Source organism: Roseivirga sp. (assembly GCF_034669765.1).
Lineage (GTDB): Bacteria > Bacteroidota > Bacteroidia > Cytophagales > Cyclobacteriaceae > Roseivirga.
On record NZ_JAXMOQ010000007.1, the window covers coordinates 166,173 to 191,420 of the forward strand.

21 protein-coding genes and 1 tRNA gene are annotated in these 25,248 nt (G+C 41.6%); 14 read left to right on the top strand and 8 right to left on the bottom strand.

The genetic code is table 11. The features are described 5' to 3' along the window. The first annotated feature begins 17 nt into the window (after positions 1 to 17). From VOI17_RS14820 to VOI17_RS14835, 4 genes are all read left to right on the top strand, one after another. Entirely contained in the window at positions 18 to 1,223 is a 1,206-nt protein-coding gene (locus VOI17_RS14820; protein ID WP_323758008.1) for a hypothetical protein, read from the top strand. Between the two features lie 79 nt (positions 1,224 to 1,302). Further along, positions 1,303 to 3,834 carry a M14 family metallopeptidase gene (locus VOI17_RS14825; RefSeq protein ID WP_323758009.1) on the top strand — a complete coding sequence of 844 codons (2,532 nt, stop codon included), beginning with the start codon at positions 1,303 to 1,305 and terminating at the stop codon, positions 3,832 to 3,834. Positions 3,835 to 4,140: 306 nt separating this feature from the next. Beyond that, a complete protein-coding gene (locus VOI17_RS14830) occupies positions 4,141 to 9,072 on the top strand; it encodes an Ig-like domain-containing protein (RefSeq protein ID WP_323758010.1) in 4,932 nt (1,643 codons plus the stop codon). A 7-nt stretch (positions 9,073 to 9,079) separates the two neighbouring features. Continuing rightward, positions 9,080 to 9,511 carry a hypothetical protein gene (locus VOI17_RS14835; protein ID WP_323758011.1) on the top strand — a complete coding sequence of 144 codons (432 nt, stop codon included), beginning with the start codon at positions 9,080 to 9,082 and terminating at the stop codon, positions 9,509 to 9,511. An 80-nt stretch (positions 9,512 to 9,591) separates the two neighbouring features. On the opposite strand, the gene mltB is transcribed toward VOI17_RS14835, so the two are convergent. Together mltB and VOI17_RS14845 are read right to left on the bottom strand one after the other, a co-directional pair. Next, positions 9,592 to 10,560: a lytic murein transglycosylase B gene (gene mltB / locus VOI17_RS14840; protein WP_323758012.1), complete on the bottom strand. Its 969-nt coding sequence runs from the start codon at positions 10,558 to 10,560 to the stop codon at positions 9,592 to 9,594. Positions 10,561 to 10,667: 107 nt separating this feature from the next. Continuing rightward, complete coding sequence (locus tag VOI17_RS14845) at positions 10,668 to 11,363, bottom strand: LiaI-LiaF-like domain-containing protein (RefSeq protein WP_323758013.1); 696 nt, start codon at positions 11,361 to 11,363, stop codon at positions 10,668 to 10,670. 133 nt (positions 11,364 to 11,496) lie between these two features. Here VOI17_RS14845 and VOI17_RS14850 point away from each other — a divergent pair. The 3 genes from VOI17_RS14850 (at position 11,497) to VOI17_RS14860 (ending at position 13,384) form a co-directional block, all read left to right on the top strand. Next, positions 11,497 to 11,580, top strand: a tRNA-Leu gene (locus tag VOI17_RS14850). A gap of 86 nt (positions 11,581 to 11,666) precedes the next feature. Beyond that, positions 11,667 to 12,296 carry an ABC transporter ATP-binding protein gene (locus VOI17_RS14855; protein WP_323758014.1) on the top strand — a complete coding sequence of 210 codons (630 nt, stop codon included), beginning with the start codon at positions 11,667 to 11,669 and terminating at the stop codon, positions 12,294 to 12,296. After that, entirely contained in the window at positions 12,293 to 13,384 is a 1,092-nt protein-coding gene (locus tag VOI17_RS14860; protein ID WP_323758015.1) for a hypothetical protein, read from the top strand. The genes VOI17_RS14855 and VOI17_RS14860 overlap by 4 nt, the downstream gene beginning before the upstream one ends. A gap of 241 nt (positions 13,385 to 13,625) precedes the next feature. On the opposite strand, the gene VOI17_RS14865 is transcribed toward VOI17_RS14860, so the two are convergent. Next, the gene (locus VOI17_RS14865) at positions 13,626 to 15,407 is read right to left on the bottom strand and encodes a sodium:solute symporter family protein (protein WP_323758016.1); all 1,782 of its coding nucleotides are present in this window, start codon (positions 15,405 to 15,407) and stop codon (positions 13,626 to 13,628) included. 82 nt (positions 15,408 to 15,489) lie between these two features. Here VOI17_RS14865 and VOI17_RS14870 point away from each other — a divergent pair, with 82 nt between their 5' ends. The 6 genes from VOI17_RS14870 (at position 15,490) to VOI17_RS14895 (ending at position 19,404) form a co-directional block, all read left to right on the top strand. Continuing rightward, positions 15,490 to 16,380 carry a nucleotidyltransferase family protein gene (locus tag VOI17_RS14870; protein WP_323758017.1) on the top strand — a complete coding sequence of 297 codons (891 nt, stop codon included), beginning with the start codon at positions 15,490 to 15,492 and terminating at the stop codon, positions 16,378 to 16,380. Continuing rightward, positions 16,380 to 17,408: an aminoglycoside phosphotransferase family protein gene (locus tag VOI17_RS14875; RefSeq protein ID WP_323758018.1), complete on the top strand. Its 1,029-nt coding sequence runs from the start codon at positions 16,380 to 16,382 to the stop codon at positions 17,406 to 17,408. The genes VOI17_RS14870 and VOI17_RS14875 overlap by 1 nt, the downstream gene beginning before the upstream one ends. A 106-nt stretch (positions 17,409 to 17,514) precedes the next feature. Next, on the top strand, positions 17,515 to 18,090 hold the full coding sequence (locus tag VOI17_RS14880) for a YceI family protein (RefSeq protein ID WP_323758019.1): 576 nt from the start codon (positions 17,515 to 17,517) through the stop codon (positions 18,088 to 18,090). A 66-nt stretch (positions 18,091 to 18,156) separates the two neighbouring features. Next, positions 18,157 to 18,663 carry a cupin domain-containing protein gene (locus VOI17_RS14885; RefSeq protein ID WP_323758020.1) on the top strand — a complete coding sequence of 169 codons (507 nt, stop codon included), beginning with the start codon at positions 18,157 to 18,159 and terminating at the stop codon, positions 18,661 to 18,663. A gap of 49 nt (positions 18,664 to 18,712) precedes the next feature. Beyond that, positions 18,713 to 19,033, top strand: coding sequence for a heavy metal-binding domain-containing protein (locus VOI17_RS14890; RefSeq protein ID WP_323758021.1), 321 nt, complete (start codon positions 18,713 to 18,715; stop codon positions 19,031 to 19,033). A 164-nt stretch (positions 19,034 to 19,197) separates the two neighbouring features. Further along, on the top strand, positions 19,198 to 19,404 hold the full coding sequence (locus tag VOI17_RS14895) for a hypothetical protein (RefSeq protein ID WP_068412638.1): 207 nt from the start codon (positions 19,198 to 19,200) through the stop codon (positions 19,402 to 19,404). 9 nt (positions 19,405 to 19,413) lie between these two features. On the opposite strand, the gene VOI17_RS14900 is transcribed toward VOI17_RS14895, so the two are convergent. The 3 genes from VOI17_RS14900 to VOI17_RS14910 all read right to left on the bottom strand — a co-directional run bounded on the left by VOI17_RS14900 (position 19,414) and on the right by VOI17_RS14910 (position 21,649). Continuing rightward, entirely contained in the window at positions 19,414 to 19,638 is a 225-nt protein-coding gene (locus VOI17_RS14900; RefSeq protein WP_323758022.1) for a VF530 family protein, read from the bottom strand. Between the two features lie 68 nt (positions 19,639 to 19,706). Further along, positions 19,707 to 20,852 carry a hypothetical protein gene (locus VOI17_RS14905; RefSeq protein ID WP_323758023.1) on the bottom strand — a complete coding sequence of 382 codons (1,146 nt, stop codon included), beginning with the start codon at positions 20,850 to 20,852 and terminating at the stop codon, positions 19,707 to 19,709. Between the two features lie 50 nt (positions 20,853 to 20,902). Continuing rightward, positions 20,903 to 21,649: a lysophospholipid acyltransferase family protein gene (locus tag VOI17_RS14910; protein ID WP_323758024.1), complete on the bottom strand. Its 747-nt coding sequence runs from the start codon at positions 21,647 to 21,649 to the stop codon at positions 20,903 to 20,905. Positions 21,650 to 21,755: 106 nt separating this feature from the next. Here VOI17_RS14910 and VOI17_RS14915 point away from each other — a divergent pair, with 106 nt between their 5' ends. Beyond that, complete coding sequence (locus VOI17_RS14915; RefSeq protein ID WP_323758025.1) at positions 21,756 to 21,884, top strand: hypothetical protein; 129 nt, start codon at positions 21,756 to 21,758, stop codon at positions 21,882 to 21,884. 208 nt (positions 21,885 to 22,092) lie between these two features. Here VOI17_RS14915 and VOI17_RS14920 read toward each other — a convergent pair whose 3' ends face one another. Then, positions 22,093 to 22,557 carry a nuclear transport factor 2 family protein gene (locus VOI17_RS14920; RefSeq protein WP_323758026.1) on the bottom strand — a complete coding sequence of 155 codons (465 nt, stop codon included), beginning with the start codon at positions 22,555 to 22,557 and terminating at the stop codon, positions 22,093 to 22,095. An 84-nt stretch (positions 22,558 to 22,641) separates the two neighbouring features. After that, entirely contained in the window at positions 22,642 to 25,248 is a 2,607-nt protein-coding gene (locus VOI17_RS14925; RefSeq protein ID WP_323758027.1) for an ABC transporter permease, read from the bottom strand.

The window sequence follows — 25,248 nt, forward strand, 5'->3', positions numbered from 1 at the left end:
AAGTTGAAATTGACTTTATGAAAAAATACTCGCTTTACTTTTTATTCGTATCGGCTTTTAGCTTGCTCTTTAGCTGTGGTAGTTCTAATGAAAAAGTGGCAGAGGTTGCTGCTAATTATGAACTACAAATTGTAGACTCCGTCCAAGTTAACCTTCTCTCTTCAGGCCTGTCCATCGCGGATGTAAATGATCAAACCGGTGAGCTTTTAGCCATTCAGCCCAACCCACCAGTAGCCTATGTTTTAAGTCCTGAAGGGGTGGTGCTAAAAAAGATGGATCGACCAACTGGAGATCCTCAAGCTGTGGGGGATTATATACTCTCTGGTGAATTTTATGAAGATGGTATAGCGTTGATGGGCTTTATGACAGTTAAAACCTATGACATGGATTTTAATCTAAGGGAATCAATGAAACCCGATTTTACTCATGGCGGAATGGTTTACATGGGTTTTAATCATTTGTTTGAAATAAAAGGGATTGATCATAATCGGCTAGTCGCCTACATGGGGCCACAAACTGAGTTCAGTGATAAAAACGCAGAATATTACCAAGACCGTAAAATAATGACACTCATAGATCCCTATTTGGCCAAAGAACAAAGCTTAACAACCGAAAGTATGGATAAGGAAATCTATAAACCTGTAGGAAAATTAGCGAGCGATAGCAGGTTTGTAACAAGTGGCAAGGCTTTTTACTTTCTGAAACCGGAGCTAGACGTGAAGGGTAACTTTCTTTATTATGCTTTTAAAGGAGACACCACAATGTACAAGGTGGAATTGCCAAGTGGTGAAATAGTTGGTGAAACGAAGATACCTTTTGATGAATTCATATTATTTAAAGGTTTTTCAATGGGGCCTATAGGCCTTAAAGAACAAAGAGAAAGTGGCCCTAGCGACAAAAGCGGAAGTATTGAGCGAGTTTATAAGCTTGGTGATTTTGAAGTGATTGTCTACTCTTCAGGAATGAAGCTTTCAGATATTGAGGCACTTGATCGAGACTCTCCTGATTTTAGGGAGCGCTTGATGAAGGCAGACCCACAGAAACATCTGATCATAAAAAATGGACTTAGAATGAATGATGAACTTAGACTTCCTGATAAGGTGTCACATTTCGATATGGCAGATAATAAGGGCTTTCTTTGGGCGCATCAGGACATTAGCAAGCTAGAAGAAGAACCCGACTTGATTACTTTTTATAAGCTTAAAGTGGTTGAGGTGAAGTAAGCTCATTTGACCGATCAGAAAAATCAAGTTTGGCAACAAACTAAATAGCCGTAAATTCCTCGCTAATAATTCAACCTCTATGAAAAAATTACTTCTCTGCCTTTTGATTCTGGCATTCAGCTTTGGAACCCAAGCCCAAACACTAAAAAGCCCAGATGAATTCTTGGGATATAAATTGGGTACAAGATTTACACCCAATTATAAAGTGGTAGACTACTATGAGTACGTCACCAATCAATTGAGCAATACAAAGATTCATCAGTACGGCCAAACCAATGAGCTACGTCCTTTAGTAGCCGCCATAGTTTCATCTCAAGAAAATATTGACAACTGGGAAACCATTCGTACGGACAACTTAAAAAGAGCAAAACTGATGGAAGGCGAGCCTTCTGGAAAGAAAATCGGGATTGTATGGATGAGCTATAACGTGCATGGTAACGAAGCCAATTCTACAGAAACGGCCATGAAAACCCTCTATGAAATTGCAAGGCCTGACAACACCACCTCAAAAGAGTGGTTGAAAAATACGGTGGTGATTTTTGATCCTTGCATCAACCCTGATGGTCGCGATCGTTACTCTAACTGGATCAATCAGGTGGCAGGAACTACGCCTAACCCTAGCCCAGAGGCAGCAGAACATAATGAGCCTTGGCCAGGTGGAAGAGCAAATCATTATTTGTTCGATTTGAATAGAGACTGGGCATGGCAGACTCAAGTAGAATCTCAGCAACGCATGAAATTCTACAACACTATTATGCCGCACATCCATGTGGATTTCCATGAGCAAGGGAGCAACAGTCCCTATTATTTTGCGCCAGCAGCAGAACCAGTTCACGATCAGGTAACGCAATGGCAAAGAGATTTTCAAGACATTATTGGTAAAAACCACGCCAAGTATTTTGACGAGAACGGTTGGTTATTTTTCACCAAAGAAAGCTTCGATATGCTATACCCAAGCTACGGTGACTCTTATCCAATGTTCAACGGAGCTATTGGTATGACTTACGAGCAGGGAAGTAGCGACTTGGCTATTCTTACAGATGAAGGAGATACTTTGAAGTTGGAAGATGCGATTGCTCATCATTATACCACTGGAATGTCTACTGTAGAAACCGCTTCGAAATACAGCGAAAAAATGGTGGATGAGTTTGCTAGTTTCTTTAATAAAGGGGTGAGCAACCCTAAAGCAAAGTATAAAACTTACATCGTTAGAGGAACAAACCACCCAGACAAACTGAAGAAATTAACTGACTTTTTAGACAGTCAAAAAATAGTTTACGGGATTGGTTCTTCTAGCAAAGCAGTGTCTTCATTCAATTACTTCACGGGTAAAAATGAAAATGCAGGTGTTCAGAATGGCGATATCATCATTAGTGCTTTTCAACCTAAGGCTGTTTTGGTTCAAGCCTTCTTTGAACCAAATACTTTTGCCAGCACTTCCGATACTTATGATATTACCGCTTGGGCTGTGCCTTACATGATGGGATTAGACGCTTATGCTACTGAAACCAAAATGGATGTGAAGCCAGCTAAATACACCAAACCACAGGGACAGGTGAATGTTGGTAGCAAGCCAGCGGCTTATTTGTTGAAATGGGAAACGTTAGAAGATGCTAAGTTCTTAGGGCATTTGCTTAAAAACGACATCAAATTAAGATTTGCAGAAGAATCTTTTTCTGTGGCAGGTAACTCTTATGCACCTGGGACACTAATCATTACCAGAAAAGGGAACATGCACATGGGCAGTAAGTTTGACGACATTGTGAAAAGTGCCGCAAAAACTTACGACAGAAACCTTACTTCGACCCCAACTACTTTTGTGAAAACGGGTAAAGACTTTGGCTCGAATGGAGTGAAATTTTTGGACGCGCCTAAAATCTTGGTCTTAAGAGGAGATGGTGTTTCTTCACTTGGTTTTGGTGAGTTCTGGTATTTCATGGAACAAGAGTTGAACTACCCAATCACTATGGTTGATGTTAGCGATTTTGGACGCATCAACCTAGACAACTACAACACCTTGGTATTGCCAAGCGGTTCTTACGGAAGTGCTTTGGGAGGTAACAGAATGGATGACGTAAAAAGTTGGGTACGTGGAGGTGGAAAAATCATTGCCATCGAACGATCTATAAATACTTTTGCAGGAAAAGATGGTTTCAGTTTGAAAACCTACGCTACTGATTCTGACGAGAAGGACGCCAATAAGAAAACGGATGAAGAAAAGGAAAAAGAGGCTTTAACGCCTTATGCCGACAGAAGTGATCTTTTCGCCAGCTCTCGTTTGCCGGGTGCAATCTTTAAGTTGAAAGTGGACAATACTAACCCGCTCGCTTTCGGATATCCTGATTATTACTTCACCTTAAAAAACAATAGTAGCCGTTATGCTTACTTGGCTGGTGGAGGCAATGTTGGAATTATCGAAGGAGTGGAGTCTTACGTGAGTGGCGTAGCTGGAGATAAGGCCAAAGAAAGATTAGCCAAATCTGTCGTATTTGGTGTGGAAAGCTACGGCAGAGGATCTATTGTATACATGGCCGATAACCCACTATTTCGTGCCTTCTGGCAGAACGGAAAGCTGTTTGTTGCCAACTCAATTTTCTTTGTAGGGCAGTAAGCGCAATTAAGATAAAAAAGCCCCATTGCTCAATAGAGTGATTGGGCTTTTCGTTTAACCAGATATGTTATTTGATCTTTTATTGCCTTTAATATATGGTTAGATTATTTATTGTTGTTTTTTTTTTTGATAAAAAATATTTTATTTACTGATATTTAGGATTTTATTGGGTGATTTGTTGTAACGCTAAGTGTGGCGTCTTACTATTGTTCTCCCAATAACATAATTGAAATGAAATGTATAGAATTTAGCATGCTTAATCTGTTACTTTATTCATATAGTTTGAACCAATAAGTCACGTTCCTTATGATGATGTTTTTTTTTGACACGAATGAAAAAGTCCTTGAATCTCCTTTCAGCTTATTATTAGTACTATTTTTTTTAGCGATAGCTTCAGGGCATCAACTTTCCGCTCAACAGTCAGATGCCGCTTTTCTTTTTTCTAAAAACGATGCATCCGTTCAAAGTTCCTTTGCGGTAAATATTGAAAGTTTTTATGGTAGTCAATCTTCGGCTAACGCACCTCATTTAGAAGTGGATAATGACTCCCCATTTGACTTTAACTCTTCAAATCTTGAAGACGAAAAAAATATTCTTTATGGATCAGGATTAAACGATGAGGATAATGGCAATTCTTTGGTCTATATACCGGTATATGAGTTAGTTGCTACACCAGAGTTTGAATCCGCCAATTCGGCAGTGGTAGAGGAGGGGACTACGATTGCCACTACGGTATTAGATGTCAATGCCAATGATGGTGCATGCGGGGCAACAGATGCCAATGTGACCTACAGCTTAAGCGGCACCGATGTGGCAGATTTTAGTATCAATACCAATACGGGTTTACTCACTTTTGCCGTATTGTCTAGCTGGTCTTCTCCTGCAGATGCCAATACCGACAACATATATGAGCTGACCGTGACAGCCAATAATGGCAATGCGATAGCTACACAAGACCTAAAAATTTATGTTTTCCCGAAAAATGGCTTAACAGGCTCAGAAATTACCCAACAGCTAGGTTTAGATATTGACGGGGAAGCGGCTGGTGATTACTCAGGCAGATCAGTGAGTCTGAGTGCAGATGGTAAAACGGTGGCGATAGGAGCACATCAAAATGATGGCAATGGAGCTAATTCAGGTCAAGTTCGTATTTATAGCTACAATGGAGCTGCTTGGGCACAATTGGGAGCAGATATTGATGGCGAAGCTGCTGATGATGAATCAGGCAGATCAGTCAGCCTAAGTGCAGATGGAAAAACTGTGGCCATTGGAGCCTGGGGAAATGATGGTAACGGTAATGCTTCAGGACATGTTCGTATTTATAGCTACAATGGTGCAGCTTGGGTACAATTGGGCGCAGATATTGATGGCGAAGTGGCTGGTGATCAATCAGGTTTTTCAGTGAGCCTTAGTGCTGATGGTAAAACGGTGGCCATGGGGGCTAATAGCAATGATGGTAATGGATTAAACTCAGGCCATGTTCGTATTTATGGGTACAATGGAGCCGCTTGGGTACAGTTGGGTGGAGATATTGACGGAGAAGCGGTTAGTGATAACTCAGGCTTTTCAGTGAGCTTGAGCGCTGATGGCAAGACAGTAGCTATCGGTGCAACTTTCAATGATGGCAATGGAGCTGATTCAGGTCATGCCCGTATTTATGGCTACAATGGAGCCGCTTGGGTACAGTTGGGTGGAGACATTGACGGAGAATCAGCTGGTGATTACTCAGGCCGATCAGTCAGACTGAGTGCCGATGGCAAAACGGTGGCGATAGGAGCAAATTACAATGGTGACAATGGTGCTAATTCAGGTCATGTTCGTGTTTATGGGTACAATGGATCCACTTGGGTACAGTTGGGCGGAGATATTGATGGCGAGGCGGCTGATGATCAATCAGGTAGTTCAGTCAGCCTGAGTGATGATGGTAAGACGGTGGCCATTGGAGCTTGGGGAAATGATGGTAATGGTGATACTTCAGGTCATGTTCGTATTTATAAGTACAATGGATCCGCTTGGGTGCAGGTGGGCGCAGATATTGACGGAGAAGCAGAGGGTGATCAATCAGGTCGATTGGATCAATCAGTCAGCCTAAGTGCAGATGGTAAAACAGTGGCCATAGGAGCCTATTTAAATGCTGGCAATGGTGCTAATTCAGGCCATGTGCGTGTATATGCTCTTTCCCCAGTAGTGACTAATGTGACGAGTACTGCGGCAAATGGTAATTTTAAGGTAGGAGATGTTATTCCGATCACCATTACCTTTGATAAAGCCGTGACCGTGACGGGCACGCCACAATTAACCTTAGAAACAGGTGCCACCGACCGCAAGGCAGATTATGCCTCAGGCTCAGGTACTGCCACGCTCACCTTTAACTACACGGTGCAAGCAGGTGATGTTACTACCGATTTAGACTATGTAGCTACCACTTCTTTGGAGCTTAATTCAGGCACCATAAAGGATGGTGCTGACATTGCTGCGATACTGACTTTGGCCAGCCCCGCTGAAGCTAAATCATTGGGCGCTAACAAGGCACTTGTTGTAGATGGCAATGTGCCAGTCGCCCCAAGCATTGCTACGATATCTACAGACAGTGGAGCAGATGGGTCGGACGAAGTCACTAATGATAAGACGCTTAGTTTCAATGGTACAGCCGAGGTGAATAGCACGGTAGAAGTATTTATTGGAGGAGCAAGCATCGGTACGACTACCGCTGATGGTTCAGGCAATTTTAGCTATGACCACAGCGGCACGATCTTAGCCGATGGTACCTATAGTGTAACAGCCAAGGCGAAAGATGCCGCGGGCAATGAGAGTGTGGCCAGTACTGCCCTGTCAGTAACAGTAGATACAACCGCGCCCGCTGCCCCAGCGGTTTCGGCCATTACTGCTGACAGCGGAGCAGATGGATCGGACGAAGTCACTAATGATAAGACGCTTAGTTTTAACGGTACAGCCGAGGCGAATAGCACGGTAGAAGTATTTATTGGAGGAACAAGTATTGGTACGACTACCGCTGATGGTTCGGGCAATTTCAGCTATGACCACAGCGGCACGATCTTAGCCGATGGTACCTATAGTGTTACGGCCAAGTCGAAAGATGCCGCGGGCAATGAGAGTGTGGCCAGTACTGCCCTGTCAGTAACAGTAGATACAACCGCGCCCGCTGCCCCAGCGGTCACAAGTATTAGCTCAGATAGCGGAGTAGATAGCACAGATAAAATCACCAATGACACCACCTTGAAGTTTAATGGTACAGCTGAAGCCAATAGCGTGGTAGAAATACTTATTGGAGGTGTAAGCATTGGCAGTACTTCCGCCAATGGTGAGGGTTACTTCAGTTTTGATCACACAGGCGTCATACTAACGGATGGTACTTTTAGTGTCTCCGCTAAGGCAAAAGATACCGCTGGTAATGTCAGTGCAGCGAGTACTGCGGTAGGAGTAACAGTAGATACGACTGCGCCCGCTGCCCCAACGGTATCCCGTATTACAACGGATAGCGGAGCGAATGTCACCGATAAAATCACGAATGATAATACGCTACAGTTTGATGGTGCCGCAACTCCTAGTAGTATGGTAGAGTTATTTATTGACGGTACCAGCATCGGTACCACTAATACCAAAGGAGCTGGTAACTTCAGCTTTGACCACAGTGGCACTACCTTAGCTGACGGCACTTATAGTATAACTGCGAAGGCTACCGATACAGCAGGTAATGTTAGTACAGTAAGTATCGTGTTATCAGTAACTGTAGATACAAAGCTTGCTGTACCAACACTTAGCAGTACTTCAGCAAGTAAGGTGAAAGGAAAATTTACAGTTACAATCACCTATGATGGGCCGGTAATAGATTTTGCACTCGAGGATTTAATAATTACCAATGGTACGACCACTAACTTCGCGATTGTAACAACCAATAAAGTTTGGACAGTAGATGTGATTCCCACGGCTGCTGGCACAGTAACGGTAGCCTTAGCGGCATCGACAGCCACCGACTTGGCAGGCAACGCTAACCAGGCGGCTACCGACCTGGTAAGAGAGTTTGATAATACTGCACCCGATGTAGTCAGTGTAAGCAGAACAGACGCGTTACAAATTCCAGCAGGAACCACTACGGCTAACTTTAGAGTCCTCTTTTCAGAGGCGGTAACAGGCGTTGCCCTTACTGATTTTGAATTGGTATTAACAGGCACAGTGACAGGAAGTTTAAATACCATTACCATGATAGACGCAAAAACCTATGACATCAGTGTCAATAGCATTGAAGGTCAAGGCGCGTTTTTTTTAAGAGTAAAAGGTGATGGTAGTATTGTTGACCAAGCGAATAACCCCATGAGTACTACCTTTTCTAGTGGCACATATAGCACCAACTATGTGGCGACCGAGCTTGTTGTAGAGCCATCGAATATTTCAGAGAACAATGCGGTCAATGCCGAAGTGGGTGTGATCAGTAATAATGATGCTGATGGAGATATCCATACTTATACGCTAGTATCAGGAATGGGCGATACCGACAATGCCAGTTTTACGATCAGTGGAGATAAGCTTTTGGCCACTGAAGTTTTTGATTTTGAAGCCAAGTCCAGCTACAATATTCGCATCCATACAGACGATGGTTTTGGCGGAATCTTCGAGAAAGTGTTCACCATTACTATCATCAATGTGGCAGAACCACAGATTAGAATCACTTCAAATATTGATATTCCAGAAACGGCATTAGGGCTAACAAGCAACTTTGAAATTACAATCCATAATGACGGAGAAGCTGAACTAATAGTCAACAGTGTATCACTTCCAGAAGGGTTTATTGGAGGTGGTGCTGAGGTTAATATAAATGCCGGAGAAAGCAAAACGATCACATTAGGCTTTAAACCAATGGAAGTAAAGGCTTACACTGGAGTGATCCAGTTCATTAGCAATGCGGGTAATGTTTCGGTGGATATAGCGGGGGATGGAGCCATAATAACTGGGTTTGACGATGGTAATATCATAGCAGAGGCCATTAGCATATTCCCTAACCCAACAAGTAAAGTATTGAACATTGATTTGTCGGAACTCGGAGCCATTAAGCTTAATATTGATATTATTGATGCATCAGGGCTCTCTTTATTCAATAAGAAATCCTTTACCGAGCAAACGCTGCAACTGGATGTTTCTGGCTACACTAGCGGAATCTACATTATTCAGTTTAGTGATGGTAAATCAGTTGTAAGGAAAAAAGTAATGATCAAAAAATAAGGAAACCATGAAGATTAAGAGAATTCCGTTCTTAAGTGTATTAGTGTTACTTGTGATGGTTTTAATAGGTTGTGGGTCAGACAGCCCTATAGGGAAGACAATTAATGAGTTGGCTTTTGAGAAGTTGGCAGGAGACTGGAGTTATGGTACTAATGGGCAAATCATTTTGGATGGCCAAGATGTGAGTTTGAATTACGTAGGTTTCTCAATGTCATTTACTGATGGAACCTATACAACCACCAATGGGGGTGACTTATTCAAGGCCACTGGCACTTGGACTTGGGCGAACGAAACGGGTGGCAGTATCAATCTAGATACTGGTGAAGAGGTAACCATATTGGATTTGAGCTTGACCAGCTTTAAGTTCAGCTTTACGCATACTGGTGGCCCAGTAGCTGCTGGTACTTCTGGAAACTATACTGTAAGTCTAGAAAAATAGCTAAAAGATAAATTCAGCAATGCTGACTGTCTTTGTAATGCTACTCTAATCCTCTCAAATATTAAGACCTTACAGACGCTCTACTTTATACGCTTCGCTTTAACAGCCTCTGCCAATTGATATACGGCCATGGCATAAAGTGGACTGTGGTTATAACGAGTGATCACATAGAAGTTATTCATACCAAACCAATGCTCTTCTCCGCTTTCGTTTTCTAGAATAATCATTGTAGCAGGGATACTAGTATTTAGCTTTTCAGCTGGTTCAAAACCGATGGCGGTATAATCAGAAACTTTATTTTTTGGCTTTAAAGCTTGAGGGTTCAGCTTCGTTATTTTTCGAGTCATAGTAGCTTTTGAAGTGACAGGCTCGCCTTTTTCCCAACGATGAACTTTTAAGTAATTGGCAACCGAAGCAATAGCATCATCTGCAGAATTGATGAGATCTCTTGTTCCGTTATCCTCAAAGCTTTTGGCATAAGCCCGGTAGCTAGTAGGCATAAACTGACTGTAACCCATAGCGCCAGCATAAGAGCCTTTCGTGGTTTCAATGTCGAGGTTCTCTTCTGTAGCCAGTATCAGGTAAGCTTCGAGTTCCGAAGTGAAAAATTTGGCGCGTTTAGGATAGCCGAAAGAAAGTGTGTAAAGCGCGTCAAGTACTTTGTAACTTCCTTTAATTCTTCCGAAGTAAGTTTCCACTCCGATAATTCCCAAGATGATATGTTCTGGAACGCCACTTTCTGCACTCACTTTTGCTAAAGTTTCGCTGTTTTCTTTCCAAAACTCTACTCCTGCATTAATGCGTTCGTCAGTAATAAAAATTTTGCGATAGCGCTCCCAGGTCATTGTACCTTCGGCTGGCTTCGATATTTTCTCAATGATATCGGCTTGGTAGGTGGCCTTATTTAGAATGGCATTGACTTCTTCAATTGGTACATTATTCTTTTCAGAGAATGACTTGGCAAAGTTGGCAACAGCGGTGTCATCTATTTGTGCAAAAGCACTAATTGAGATGAATAAAAGAGCAGTGAAAGCAAATGATTTGATCATGTTCGAATTTAGGCTTTTTCGAACTTCATTTACAAATATGACGCCAGAGAAAGATTTTATAGTGCGCCTTATAACTAAACCTAATTGTCGGGTTAGCAAAGTGTCGATTAATTGGTTACCTCAGCCCCACCAAAAATTGCAGTTCCACGGATTACAAGTTCTTTGGTCCCATCTGCCTGCGGGTCTATGAACTTTCTTCTATCCGACATTCCTCCAAAAATGCCGGTGACGTTCAACTGTACATTCCAATCTTGAGGTACACGGATTTTAGAGCCACCAAACATATAAAACACATCAATTTCATGTCTACCATCGGCCAGTTTGGCTTGGGTAAGGTCAATATTGGAGCCCCCAAAAATTGCAGTGAGTGAACCTCCTCTGAAATTATTGCTGTTGACGATTTTATCTCCCCCGCCAAAGATTGCTGTGTCGTTAATTTTATCAGCGTCTAAATTTCCTGTTGTCGTGTTATAGTTGTCGTCCGATGTTGAGTTTCGGTTTCGGCTTACAATGGCAAAGCCAGCAATCACAAAAACCAATGGCCATAAGTCGAAAATATTAATGTCAATACTAAACCATTCATCGAGATTCAGAAAAATCCCTATTCCCATTAAAATTCCACCAGTTTTTACATTCTCCTTGTTCAGAATAAGTACTGCGCCAATGATGATGAGAATATTCTCCCATTGGAAAATATAGCGCCTGTAATGCCATGAGATGATATCGAGGTTATCCAGTAGAAATACAGTACCAATCAAAATGAAGATTAGCCCTACAATAGCATTTCTGTTTAGATTGTTCATAAAGTGATTTTTCAGAGTTTAAATGTAGAAAGGTTCCTGTCTATTTACAATTAGATTCCCTGCAAATGGTAGCGGCCAATGTTTGAATTCAGTCAAAACTTCTCTACTTTTGCGATCCCTAATTAATACCCAAGCGCACGTGGTGAAACTGGTAGACACGCCACCTTGAGGGGGTGGTGCATTAAGTTGTGTGGAAGTTCGAATCTTCTCGTGCGCACTCAAAAAAGCTCTGATTTATCAGGGCTTTTTATTTTTCCCCAATCTCATTACCTTTTTTATAGAATCTTCGTACTCTAAATGTCTATGCTCTCACTTCATAATTTTCAAAAGTCGTTTGTTAAGCAATTGATCTTGGAGATTCCTAAACTGACTTTTGAAAGAGGAATCCACTGGATCAAAGGCAGAAACGGATCAGGGAAATCCACACTTTTTAATTGTCTGGCTGGCCTTTCTCCTTACCAAGGGGAAATTAGTTTGGGAGAAATTGATTTGAGAAAATCACCACAAGTTTATAAACTCAAGGTAAATTACAGTCAGTCAGAACCACTTTTCCCTGAGTTTCTGTCTGGAAATGATCTGATCAAGTTTTTCGCTAAACTCAAGAAAGCGCCAACCGGCCAAGCAGAATTGTTAACCCAACAGCTTTCGGTAGATGTGTATGCCGATCAAGCCTGCGGCACTTACTCCAGCGGAATGACCAAGAAGCTGTCCATCGTTATGGCTTTTTTGGGTGAGCCCGAATGGATTATTCTAGATGAGCCTTTAATTACTTTGGATGTTGAAGCGCAACAATTGGTGAGTAAAATGATTGTGGAATCACAGGCAAAAGGGGTGTCTTTCCTCTTTTCTACTCATCAGGATTTTGATAACTCGTTGATCAAAGCTTCTCATACTTATAAGGTGGAAAACCGGTCGTTGATTCCAGAATCATGAAGGCAGTAAGAAAGGTATTGGTGAGGGCTTTGGTGAAGGAGTTTTACAAGGCCAATACAGGCTTCTTTTTGGTGGTGCTTGGCCTCGGTTTCGGTTTTCTGAAAACGGCACAGCATGTTGATCTTACGTCATTTTTAGCTGTCAAGCCCTTCTATTATTTGGTGGTTTTAGTGCTTTGGCTGCTCTATACCGCTAAAACGCTAAGCTTTGTTTTCATGGTTAAAAGGCTGCCCAATAATAGCTGGTTATCCTATTTAGTTTTGCTCAACCCACTTAAAAGGCTACTGCTTGTGCTGCATATTCAGGCTTTACTCTTCTTGCCCATACTCGGTTATGGCTTTTTTATGACGGCCATTGCCATTCAATTAAATCAATGGACTTCTGCTGTATTGGTAATTGCTGGAAACTTGATTTTACTCTTTGGCGCTACTAATATGGTGGAAAGCAAACTTATAAGCCCTGTAGATACCAAGCTTCAAATTGGGTTTAAAAACTTTACCAACAGATTGCCCAAGCCTTTTCCTATGCTGTTCGTTCATCACCTTTTAAACCGGCAGTCCATTTTACTTTTAGGAACAAAAACGGCTTCTCTGATTGTTTTGGTGGGGTCTATCTGGATTTTCGAAATGGAAGGAACAGACCTAAGATTACTAAACCTTGGTCTGTTGTTGAGTGCTGCGGTGAACGCTGCTTTCTGTTTTCATTACCATCAATACCAACAAAGTGAATTGTTGATCTACCGTAATTTGCCCATTGCCAATAACCTTCAATTTGTTTGGTATGGCTTGAGTTATCTCATTTTAATGCTGCCCGAATTGATGGTTTTCTTTGGGAATCTGGGCCTTGATATTTCTACCCTTTTTCTACTGAAAAGTGCGCTGTTGCCTCTGACTTTGCTGCTCTTCTATCATTGCCTTTTCTATTTAAAAGGAATAGACATGGAAAACTTTATAAAGGTGGTTTTCTTTGCTACCGCAATATTGTTCTTTGTGATTTTAGGTCGAATAGAAGTCATCTTCATCAGCGGCTTGTTCCTATTGCTCAGTTATTTCATTTTTCAGAAACGAGGACAAGAATCTACTGATTAAAAAACAGCTCTATAATCTAGGCTTTGCGAAACTTGTGGACTTTGCGGTTGAAAAGTCAGCCCACTATAACAGTCACCTCGTAGATTCCGAAGCTTCGGAATTTCACGCTTCACAAGGTCTTGACTTGCTACCCTTTGTTTCTGAATACCCCGAAGCTTCGGGGCTTACAGCATGACTTGGCTTTGGACGGAATACTTATAAAAAAACAGGCCACCCATTTGGCCAGCCTGTTTTTTTAGGTTTAGAATGTCAATTTCTTCCAAGTTCGTAGTAGGAGTAAAACACTCACCAATGTAACAGAGAGTAGAATCACTGCCGTTGAAATGTTACCGTAAAGCAACATGCCCACACCAAATAGGGCACTGTAAACAATGATAATTCCTAAGAACATAGCAAGTAAGTCAACACTGAAACGGCCTACTTTAGCTTCTAAATGAATGCCTTCTTTTTGAGCAATTTTCTTGAAACCATTCCAACCCGTACCATAGGGTTTTACGGAGTTGAAGAATGTAGCCAGCTTTTGGTAGTCAGTTGGTTTGGTCAGTAAAGTAGCCGCTACCCAAGCTATGGTGGTTATACCTACGCTCAAAAGCAGTTGATAATCTGGCGAAATTGAAGTCATAAATTCTGGGCCTGTTTTCTCAAAGAAAAGCAATGCCATGATGAATGAAACGACCATAGCAGTAAGTTCTGAATAAGCATTTATACGCCACCAGAACCAACGGAACAAGAATACCGCACCTGTTCCTGCGCCTACTTGCAAAAGAATTTGGAAAGCATCGTAAGCACTGGTAAGCACCAAGGCAAACAGGGCAGCGAAAAGCATTAAAACCACTGTAGATATTCTACCAACATTCACCAATTCTTTTTCACTTGCTTCTGGCTTCACAAATCTTTGGTAGAAATCATAGGCCACATAAGAAGAGCCCCAGTTGAGGTGCGTTGATATGGTGGACATAAAGGCCGCAATCAATGATGCGATAACGATGCCCAAAAGTCCTTTAGGCAAAGTGAGTAGCATGGCTGAATAGCCTAAATCATGTCCCATTTTTCCTTCAGAAATATTCGGGAAGGCCGACCTGATGGACTCTAGATCTGGATAAACCACCAGCGAAGCCAAGGCAATCAAAATCCATGGCCAAGGGCGTAAGGCGTAATGAGTAATGTTGAAGAGCAAAGTAGCCGAAACTGCGTTTTTTTCATCTTTGGCAGATAGCATCCGTTGGGCAATGTAACCCCCTCCGCCAGGTTCCGCGCCAGGATACCAGACACTCCACCATTGCACGGCCAGCGGCATAACTAAGAGTGTAATGAATAATTCTCTATTGTTGAAGTCAGGAATCAGGTCGAGTTTTGGTGCGACATTTGGGTTGGCCAAAAGTTCTGTTAAACCACCCACCTCAGGTAAGTTGATGATGTATACCGCTGCGGCTATAGAGCCTACCATGGCCACTAAAAACTGTAAGAAATCGGTGAGAATAACACCCCTTAATCCACCCATTGAACTATAGGCCACAGTAATTACGGAAGCATACAACATTGTTTTCCAAGGCTCCAAGCCAAACATGATCTCCCCAATCTTAATAGCAGCCAAGGAAACCGAGGCCATAATCATCACATTGAAGAAAACACCTAAATAAATGGCGCGAAAGCCTCTTAAGAAGGCCGCCTCTTTTCCACTGTAACGTGTTTCGTAAAATTCTAAATCGGTAAGTACGCCCGATTTTCTCCAAAGTTTGGCGTATACAAAAACGGTGAGCATACCGGTAACGAGAAAAGCCCACCATACCCAGTTACCAGCCACACCATTCTGACGAACGATGTCTGTTACTAAATTTGGGGTATCAGCAGAAAAAGTAGTGGCCACCATAGAAATCCCCAATAACCACCAAGGCATATTTCTACCTGAGAGAAAAAATTCTTTTGAGCTGGTACCTGCCTTTTTTGATACTTTAAGGCCGATTAACAAAAAAATGACAAAAAAACCGAGGATGATAATCCAGTCGAGTGTCGCTAGCTGCATAATAAATTGATTTGTTAAATTGACTCGTCTTGTCTTTTTCGACAACTTCGAGCCAACAATTATAATTAAAATAGAGGACATTATGGATTTGACTTTGGTAGTATTGGCCGCTGGCATGGGAAGCCGCTATGGCGGGAATAAACAATTGGATGGAATTGGCCCACATGGCGAGATCATTATGGACTATTCAATTCATGATGCCATCAATGCTGGATTCACTAAAGTGGTATTTATTATCCGCACCGATTTGAAAGATGCTTTTGATGAGCATTACAAAAACCGATTCAACGGAAAGATCAAAATGGAATATGCCTTTCAGAATGAATACACTGAGCATACAGCTGCTTATGAGGCGGATAGAAAAAAGCCTTGGGGAACAACCCACGCTATTTTGGCTGCCAAACACCTCATCAATGAACCTTTTGTGGTCATTAATGCCGATGATTACTATGGTCAAGAATCTTTTGGGGAAGTGGTAAGAGCCATGAAAAACTTAAGCGAAAATGAATACTTGATCATGGGCTACAGCTTGGTCAACACCCTTTCGGATCACGGAACGGTAAACCGTGGCGTTTGTCAAGTGAAAGAGGATATGACCCTAACAGGCATCAAAGAGACTTTGGCCATCAGCAAAAATGGTAACGATATCACTTACGAAGAAGATGGGGTGAAACATTCACTCGCTCCAGACACTTACGTATCAATGAATTTCTTGGGCTTTCCGGTTTCAGCACTTTCGCTTTTTGAAGAAAAGTTTGTGGCCTTTGTGAAGGAAAATCATACCAATCCTAAATCAGAATGTTTTGTTCCTGCCGAAATGGACAACCTAATGAATGAAGGAAAAGCAACCATTCGCGTAGTGCCTACTTCGGCTTCTTGGCTTGGTGTAACCTATCAAGAGGATAAACCATTTGTAGTAAGCGGAATTAGCAAAATGATTGCGGATGGTAAATATCCAGAAGAAATAAAATAATGAACACTGCCTTAGAAGCATTGAAGGGATTCAAGTTAGAGGGGGCGATCGAGAAGGTTGCCCCTTTCGGTTCTGGCCATATCAATGACACCTATAAAGTAGAATCCACTTGCGGAAACTATCTGCTTCAGAAGGTGAATACCAAGGTTTTTCAAAATACCGAAACCTTGGAAAACAATCTCAAACTTCTGGAAGGCTTGCAATCGCCTGTCTTCGCAAAACACATTACTACTGAAAGCGGCACCTGCTTTCTTGTGGATGAAAGTGGCTGCTGGAAATTGCAAGAATTTGTGTCGAATGCCTATGGCCCAACTACCCCTAGCAATCTTACTTTGGTGGAAGAAGTAGGGAAAGGTTTTGGTATGTTTACCAAGGCAACTGCTTCTTTAAAAGCTAAGGCCTTTGATGAAGCCATACCTAATTTCCACAGCCTAAAATGGAGGCTAGAACAGTTAGATGAAGCGATTGCGCTGAACATAGCAAATCGAAAAGAAACAGCCCAAAGCCTTATTGACCAAGTAAATGCATTCGGTTGGATAACGGATTATTTTAATAGACTGGTTGATAGGGGTTTGCCGATCAGAGTGTGTCATAACGATACAAAAATCGACAATATACTCTTATCCCAGGGCAGTGATGAATTCCGCCATGTGATTGATTTAGACACTACAGGGCCGGGCTATGTGCTTTCTGATTTTGGCGATATGATGCGCACCTTGCTCACACCAACAAAAGAGGCGGAACTGGATGAAAGTAAAATTGAAATCAGAGAAGGTTATTTAGAGGCCTTGAAATCTGGTTACCTTTCTTCTTGTGCTGAGTCACTTTCACCCCTTGAAATTGAGAATTTAGAGTTTGGCGGTTTATACATGACCTACATGCAAGCCATTCGGTTTTTAGCTGACTACGTGAATGGCGATACCTATTACAAAATAAGTTTCACTGAAGAGAACTACATCAGGGCCAGAAACCAGCTGACTCTGCTTCAGCTCATGCACACGCAAATTTTTAGTGGTAAAGCCAATTGATAACTAATGCGATTTTAAAGAAACGCTTACCGTTTAACAGAAATACCCGTTTCCCTCCATTGAAAAAATCGTTAGTTTTATTCGAATACGAACAAAATCATATTCTATGAAAAGAGTTGTACTTACCTTATTTGTTATTTCTACTTTGTTTTCGGTCCACCTAATGAATGGCCAAACATGGAAAGTAGATCCAGCGCATTCAAGCATATTATTTAATGCAAAACACTCTGGAATTTCCTTTGTGAATGGAAGATTTGAAAAGTTTGAAGCCACAGTTGAGGGCGGAACAGCCGAAGATTTTACCAATGCCAAAATCTCATTTACCGCTCAAGTGCAAAGCATCAACACAGGAGTTGAAGGAAGAGATAACCACCTGAGATCTGCTGATTTTTTCGATATGGAAAACCACCCTACGGTTACTTTCAAAAGCACTTCTTTCACCAAGTCTGGTGATGGCATGTATAAAGTAGTGGGTGATTTAACCATGAGAGGCAATACCAAACAGGTGGAGCTGATGGCTCAGCACATTGGGTCTATCGACAACCGAGATGGAGGCAAGAAAGTGGGTTTTCAAATTAAAGGAAGTGTAGACAGGAACGAATTTGGCGTTTCTGGCGCAGGCGGATCTGTCGCTCCAACGATTGAAATTATCTGTAATGTAGAGATGGCTACGCAGAAATAAACCTGTCCAAACAATACTGAAAGGCTGTTTCATCTAATGAAGTGGCCTTTTTTGTTATTTTTGGGAATGACTGAAAAAACTGCTGAATACTATATTGAAAAGCTGAACCTCTTAGCTCACCCTGAAGGAGGTTATTACGCTGAAAACTATCGGTCTGAAGAAAGTATTAAGAAAAGCGCATTACCCAATCACTATCCTTCGGCAAGAACGTTCGGAACTTCAATTTACTTTTTGCTTACCCCAAACAGCGTTTCAAATTTCCACCGACTTAATTCGGACGAAATTTGGCATTTTCATGACGGTGGTGGTGCCTGCATCCATATGCTTTCACCAGGAGGAAATTTGGTTTCGAAAACCATTGGTAAGGACTTAGAAAAGGGTGAGCAATTTCAGGTGGTCATTCCAAAACACCACTGGTTTGCTGCAGAAATTATTCGAGGAGATTTCATTTTAGTAGGCTGTACTGTCTCACCGGGTTTCGAGTTTGAGGACTTTGAATTGGCCGATCGCTCGACTTTAGCTTCCGCTTATCCGGATCATAAAACACTGATTAAGCGTTTTACGAAAGCATAGTTGTGTTCTGCATGAATGTGCAGCGAAAAATAAAACCAAAAACAACAACATGCTTTTAACAACAACCCCAACAATTGAAGGTCACACGATTACAAAATACCATGGCGTAATTACAGGAGAAGCCATTATTGGTGCCAACCTGTTCAAAGATATTTTCGCCAGTATTACCGATTTAGTCGGTGGCCGTTCTGGCTCCTATGAAAAAGTACTTCGAGAAGCAAAAAATAATGCAATGCAAGAATTAGAATATGCTGCCCAAGCCTTGGGTGCAAACGCTGTAGTGGGCATTGATTTGGATTACGAAACGATAGGTCAAAGTTCCAGTATGCTTATGGTCACAGCAAGCGGAACTGCGGTAACCTATCAATAAGACACACCGATTGGTGTTTTCTATCCCAAAAGCCTCGGTTTCTAGTAGATCGGGGCTTTTCCTTTATCAAAGCTCGATAAACCTTTAACACTTCTAAAAGTTACTAAAGCATAGTCAACGCTGCTCAATTATTGAGTCTGTTTACCTTAATTAAGAGATAAATTATGCTTTATACATTCATAGAAAATCCTTCAAGCCATTTCGATTCAGTTGAATACACTCCGGTGGTTCAAAGGTCAATCTTTAATGCCGACAACCCTGATGATAGCGACTTCCTTTCTAAAAACCCCGATTTGATCTGGGGAATCCTGATTGGAATTATGGCAATAGGTTTTGTTTGGTATACCTTTTTTAGAAAGAAGAAAAGATAGCCATGTCAACTAGATAGATCTAAGATACAGCTGTTCTACTTTCTCTCTGGCCCAAGGCGTTTTACGCAAAAAGGTAAGGCTTGATTTAATGGAGGGATCGTGCGTAAAACAGCGAATATTGATTCTGTCACCCAGTTCTTCCCAGCCATATTTTTTCACCAATACCGCAAGGATATCGGCCAGTTTTATACCGTGGAGAGGGTTGTTGGGTTGAGCTTCTTTAGGGGAGGTCATAGTGTTATTTTAAAAGGTTGAAGGTCTATCTCAAAATGACAGGTAATGATTGAGATAGACCTCTCTTTTTATATCTCAGAATCTCTATAGAAATTACTGATGTTGCCAATAATTTGATCGTAGATGCGGTCTATAAAACCGATGAACAGGGTTTGAGGCGGAGGCGGAGGTAACTCTTTCCCTTTACTCATTTCTATTTCATCGCGGTTAAGCGCCCTAGAATCTCCGTTAAACGAAGCCCATTCGTGTACCCAAACATCTTTGCTTGGTAACTTACGATTCGTCAAAATTCGGTTAGTATACGCATCTCTTATTTCGAAATTCATTACACCTTGTGACGAAAGCGTTTTACGGTTTACAGTCAATTGAGCTTTCACAGTATTATAAACATCATGCTTAATGCCTTTGTCGTCAGTAAACTGTCCAACCACTACACTGTCGCGTTTTATTTCTTTGGTATTCGATTCAATCAAAGTTTGACCCAATACAAAATCATCAAACTGCATTGATACGATTTGGTCGGGCTGCAAGTCAATTTGCTCGGCTTCATCAACAGTGAAAAACTGGATGAACCTGCCTTCGCTGAACCTGTCCAAATACTCAATTATTTGGTTTTCGAAGTATTCATTTGTCAACTCTAAGCTGCGAGAATGAATTGGAATGGGCTCGATTAAAACCCGTACAGTTCCCATGTTTCTAGCATCAGTCAACAGGCTGTCGATGTTCGGTACGTTTCTATCAAATCTTAGCGCAAAGTTATAATGCTTAAATGCCCTTCTACCGCCTTCAATAGTGTTAGTAGCCAAAGCATTATTACCCAATTCAACTTGGTAATCTGCCGCTTTTCTGGCCGCATCGCTTTCTTCAGTAATATAAGACTTAGGCATTACTAGTGATAAACAAGCTGGGCATCGCTGAATTTGACGATAATAGCTGTTCAATTGCTGGTACTGGTAATAAGTCGCTTCCCATTTATTTGGATCGTTATTTACGGCTAGCATCCGGATGTAATCCATATGGTAGTTGGTCGCCAAGCGGTAACCTACAATCAATACATCTTGTGATTTCTTGTTGTCTGGGTTCGATTGTAAACGATTGATGGCACGGTCTAAAGCCGTTTCGTAATTGCCTTTTTCAAGTGCATTTTTTCCTGTAGCACAGCTTACGATAGTCAGCACCATTAGTGCCAAAAGTGAGTGTAGAAAAGTTTTCATAAGCTTTATTGTTTGGTTGTGTAACCCTCCATTCCAAAATGAATGCCAAATTAGCGTTTATTCTCTTGATCTAGTTCAATGATCTTAGATTTCATCATTTCATAAACTTGAGCTTTTAGGGCTGGAAGGTCTTCCTGCGTCATATTTTGGGTTGAAATTGGAGGAAGAAAATAATTATGAATTAGTCCTGGCCTTAGGCCCAATTGTCCCTTTGGCATAAGTCTTTTCGCATCGTGAATAATCAAAGGCATAATGGGAGTGCTTGTTTCAATCGCCAACCTGAAAGGGCCGTTATAAAAAGGAAGCAGTGGCTCATCGGTATTGTTTCGCGTGCCCTCTGGCGCTACCATAATGGACAAACCTCTATTCAAGTTCTTTACTAGTTTCTGTACACTTTTCTTTCTGCTTTCTTCGCTGGTACGGTCTACCCAAACGGCAAAGCTACTGGCGATAAATCCAAAGAGGGGTATTTGGGCTAATTCCTTTTTGCCCAAACCTTTTAAAGGAACCGGAACTGCCCTCGGAATGGCAGGCGCGTCCAAAAAGGACGTATGATTAATAGTGAAAATGTAAGGCTGGCCGCGCTGAACCAACTTTCGGTGATGTGTTTTAAAGTGAATAAATGAAAACATCGAAAAAAGGAAGACCCAAACACGAGCAAAAAAGTAACTAAATTTATCCAGCTTGGGGCTGATCAATCTTGGAATAACTGTAAAAGGAGACAGGGCGATCATGATGGCTACAAACCAAATGGCGCACCAAGCCGTGTACAGTATTTGAATCCCTTTTTTCAGCATAAAATCTTTTCTGAAGAATTAGCTAAAATAGTTTTTTTATGTAGAATGCGTCATTAGATTTGAGTGGAAATTTAATGAACATTGATCGTGATTATTCATCCAAATCATGACTCAATTTAAAGAAAAGGATGACTTCACTCTTTACTTGCAGCCCAATCCTGAAAAGGTTTGGGCTTTTTTCGTGCATGGTTCGGGTGATAATAAAGTCTCTCAGCTTATTTTATTAAGCGACTGAATAACGAACTGGGCTACAGTCTACATGTGCCTGAACAGCAAGGCGGTCAGACGAATATGTTTTGATTGTGTAACCGCAAAGTCCGCTGAGTTCCGCAAAGTTTAAACCGGAGCCAATCGCTCGGTTGCACCGAGTGATATTTAGCGTTTTGGCTTGAAGCCAACATATTTAGGTCAATCAACAAAGCCAAGTTGCTGATAGTAGGGCATCACCAATATTCAAATATTTTGGAAATCTTACCATCTTTAAATTCGAAAAGAGTCATCTGTAACTCGCTTTCAACAACACCATTTTCGCCTTTCTCAACAAACCTTTTTTGAACAACAACGGCATTAAGTCCAACGATTTTGTTCTCAATCTTCATGTCTACCACGGTTCCGTCATAACCTCCGCTTTTCTGATTTCTTACATAGCCATCGTACAATACTTTTCTGGTATAAGTGCCTCCATATTTTGGATGCACATAGGTGAAATCATCAGTAAAGAGTTCAAATACACAATCTATGTCAGCCACTTTAGAGTTGGCCTGAAAAATCTTCAGGTTTAAATCGTAGTAAGATTGAACCACTGCGTTTAAGGAGTCTTTATGACTGTGGGTGGCTTCTTGCCCGTGGGCAGCAAAAGTAATTAGGAGCCAAAAACAAAAATAGATAGCACTTGATTGTCTTCTCATTATCAAAAAATAGGTTTAACAGAATTAAACACGTAGTTAACGACCGAAGGGTTATCTAAATTTTAATAGTTCAACTTTTAATTCTCACTCATTCCTCAAGCAGTCTACAGGGTTAATTCTAGCAGATTTAAGCGTTTGAAAACCTACGGTAAGCCAGGCAATTAATAAGGCCGAAGCACCAGCCAGCGCAAAGAACCACCATTTCAATTCGATGGAATAAGCAAAGTTATGAAGCCATTCGTTGGAGAAGTAATAGCCCATGGGAATGGCCAGAACTATAGAGATCAATACCGTTTTGGTAAATGTGGCGGAAAGTAATTTCACCACTACCACCTGACTTGCGCCCAGTATTTTTCTGATTCCAATTTCCTTGCTTCTTCGTTCTGCAGTAAAGGTGGCCAAGCCAAAAAGGCCAAGGCACGAAATGAGAATAGCAATGCCCGCCATGTAATTGGACAATTGGGCTACCTTATCTTCTGTGCTATAAAGGGCACGATAATCATCTTCTAAAAAGGAAGGCTCGAAGTCGTATTTTGGATTGAACTTGGCATAAACCGCTTCTATTTTTTCTAGGGTTTGTACTTCTGTTCCTGCCTGTAATTTTACAATAAAATGATCTCCAGCATTTCTGAAGCGGAAGAGCATAGGTTCTATTTTTTGATGTAAGGAGCCGTATTGAAAGTCGTTTACCACACCAATAACTTCCTTAAAATCATTTGGTGCTGCTTCCAATTTAAAACCAATCGGATCCTTCAGTCCCATGAATCTCACTGCGGCCTCGCTCAGCATAATTTTGCTTTCATCATCATTCATTTCTTTAGAAAATGAACGGCCTGCGACCAGTTTTAGCCCCAGCGTTTCAACAATGTCAAAACCTATTTTTGGTGATTTGAACAAGTGATTATCATCAGCGTCTCCCTCCTCCCAAGAGTAACCACTGCTGTTGTCATTCCCCCAGAGAAATGAGCCAGTCATATTGCCCACACTTATTACACCAGGGATGTTCTTTAGTTCGGTTAGAAATGGCGTGGGATCCAAGTTTTCATTCCCTTTTCGAGTGAACATCATGATGTTCTCACGGTCATAGCCCAGCGGTTTATTGTAGGTGTAGTCCATCTGTTGGTTGATGGTGATAATACCAATGATGAAGATGACCGACAAGGTGAATTGCACTACCACCAAGCCTTTTCTGACCCATTCTTCCCCCCGCAGGTTGGCTACTTTTCCTTTGAGCACGGCCACAGGCTTAAAACCTGAAAGGTAGAAGGCAGGGTAACTTCCGGCCAAAATTCCAGTGATCAACACTATGATCAATAGCGGCAAAATGAAATCGCTCAAATTAAACTCAAGCTGTTTCGAGGTGATTTCATTGAACTGAGGAAGCAATAAAAACACCAAGCCAATGGCCACCAAAAGTGCCAGTAACGAAAGTAGAATGGACTCCCCCAAAAACTGAAAAATCAAGTCACTGCGGTTGGCACCAATCGCTTTCTTTACGCCTACTTCTTTCATTTTTTTGGAAGCCTGCGCTGTGGAGAGGTTCATAAAGTTGATGCAGGCAATCAGTAGAATAAAAAAGGCGATGACAGTGAAAAGCCTTACGTTCTCAATTCTTCCACCTACCTGGATTCCATTCTCATAAGCACCGTAGAGGTAGTTTTTGGCATAAGGCTGAATGAACAACGCCTGTTTATTATTGTCTGTTTTTCCATACATTAAATCAGCAATCTTCTTATTCAATTGTTCAGCATCAGTCCCTTTTTTTAAAAGTAAATAGGTGCGTGCATAGCCACCTTTCCAATCTTCGGCCCATTCATCCACATCAAGCAATACTTGGTAGCTCGTTACAATGTTAAATTGCTCAGTTGCATTCTTGGGTGGATCTTTAAATACGCCCGAAACCACAAAAGATTGATTGAAAAATGAGTTCTCCCATGCTATGGTGTTACCCACTGCTTTTTCAGCAGTACCAAAAACGGTGATGGCCAAGGACTCTGAAATAGCGACAGATTTTTTGTCTTGAATGATGTTGTTTGCTTTTCCCGAAATCAGGGAGTAAGTCATTACTTGGAAAAAGTTAGGGCTGGCAAAAAGCCCGTTTACCTCGAAGTTTCTTTCACCATGCGTAATGAGCCCTTGGGGTCTGAAGAAGTGATTTCCTACCCTGACGGCATCCTCCACTTCTGGAAATTCCTCTTTAATACTTTGCGCTAATTTGCCCGAAGTGTAATCCCAAGTGATAATACTTTCGGGTAAAGTGAAATTGGTAAAGACCCAGTACAGTCGGTCGTTTTTCTCATTGAAAGTGTCTACGGAACGTTCATCATTCACCCAAAGGAATATGAATAATGAGGCTGCCAAGCCTGTGGAAAGGCCGATTAGATTGATAAGGAAAGTGGCTTTGTGTCGTTTGAAACCTCTGAGCGTAATTAGTAAATTATGTTGTAGCATACCGAGATAATTGAGTTGATGATTTCCGCCAAGCCCTCTGACCAAAGCAGGGCGTAGCAGTTTTAAGGCTTCACGATTGTAAAGCCTTCTGGATTTTTTGACCGAGTACTGCGCTAGATTTTCAGCGAATACTTCCTCCATATCGCCTTCTATTTCTTCTAAAAAGTCTTTTTTCAGAAAGAAACGGAGAAGCCTTAATGACCAGCGAGGTGGCTGAATATGGTTTTGCGTGTTGTTCAA